Genomic DNA, 737 nt, shown 5'->3' with positions numbered 1-737 from the left:
ACAATTAGGAGGGAAGTTTTTAAATGATAGAAAACCCAATGGTTTTACATAATGGATATGGGATTCAGGATCCACAAGAATATGAGCCCATTCCTTTCAAAGATATTTGCGGAAGTGATGTATTCCCCGAGGATGATGTATTGGTTTCTCCAGACGGGGAAGTTCTTCTGAGGGAGAACGCAGTGGCCTACTTAGTCACGTTACTTGGCTTTCAAGAACGAAGAGGTGAATTGTAAAGTGTGCATGGAACAGGTGCGAAATAAGATTGAAAATGAGATCGCTATTTTAAGACGTTTTATCGCTCGGTATGAGTGTGCGAATGACTCCGAATCGATTTGTATGGTGATTGCTTATAGGTATGCGTTGCAAGCATTTATAGAAGTGTATGAGTTAACAAAGCAGAAAGAGGTGATGCCGTTTTGAATGCTTCTATTGCAGAATTAGAACAGGCATTACTTGTACGCCAACGGAAGTTAGCTGAACACAGGCGTGAATTAGAAAGGTTAATAGAAAAGAAGCCGATTGTGGAGAGAAATATTAGGGATACGGAAAGTGAGATTTTTGACCTGGAAGCTGCCGTTTTTGTTCTGAAAAATATGGAAAAAGACAATTGATCATGTAGTGGAGGTGCAAGAATGTTCCAAGTAACAGAAGCACAACGAGAAAAGATGAAGGCTGTTATTGGGTGTTTTTGCCCATCCCCCCGAAAAGGGGGAATAAGGACAACAATACTTTAT

Annotated in this window: 3 protein-coding genes; all 3 read left to right on the top strand. The window is 40.3% G+C overall.

Going from position 1 to position 737, the window contains the following annotated elements:
- The first annotated feature begins 23 nt into the window (after positions 1-23).
- The 3 genes from ACODS7_RS32330 to ACODS7_RS32320 are packed head-to-tail and all read left to right on the top strand — an operon-like array spanning position 24 to position 614.
- On the top strand, positions 24-236 hold the full coding sequence (locus ACODS7_RS32330; RefSeq protein WP_243169067.1) for a YqaI family protein: 213 nt from the start codon (positions 24-26) through the stop codon (positions 234-236).
- 7 nt (positions 237-243) lie between these two features.
- Positions 244-423, top strand: a complete 180-nt coding sequence (locus ACODS7_RS32325) for a hypothetical protein (protein WP_243169068.1) — start codon at positions 244-246, stop codon at positions 421-423.
- Positions 420-614, top strand: coding sequence for a hypothetical protein (locus tag ACODS7_RS32320; RefSeq protein WP_197229235.1), 195 nt, complete (start codon positions 420-422; stop codon positions 612-614). Before ACODS7_RS32325 ends, ACODS7_RS32320 begins: the two co-directional genes overlap by 4 nt.
- The last annotated feature ends 123 nt before the right edge of the window (positions 615-737 follow it).

The sequence above is a fragment of the Bacillus sp. FG16 genome (assembly GCF_057809515.1).
The sequence above is the reverse complement of the archived record's forward strand: the minus strand, read 5'-3'. Positions and strand labels throughout refer to the sequence as shown.

What these genes read in the sequence shown, in the direction of transcription:
- ACODS7_RS32330 (WP_243169067.1), top strand. Translation starts at nt 24, where the DNA reads ATGATAGAAAACCCAATGGTTTTACATAATGGATATGGGATTCAGGAT.
- ACODS7_RS32325 (WP_243169068.1), top strand. Translation starts at nt 244, where the DNA reads ATGGAACAGGTGCGAAATAAGATTGAAAATGAGATCGCTATTTTAAGA.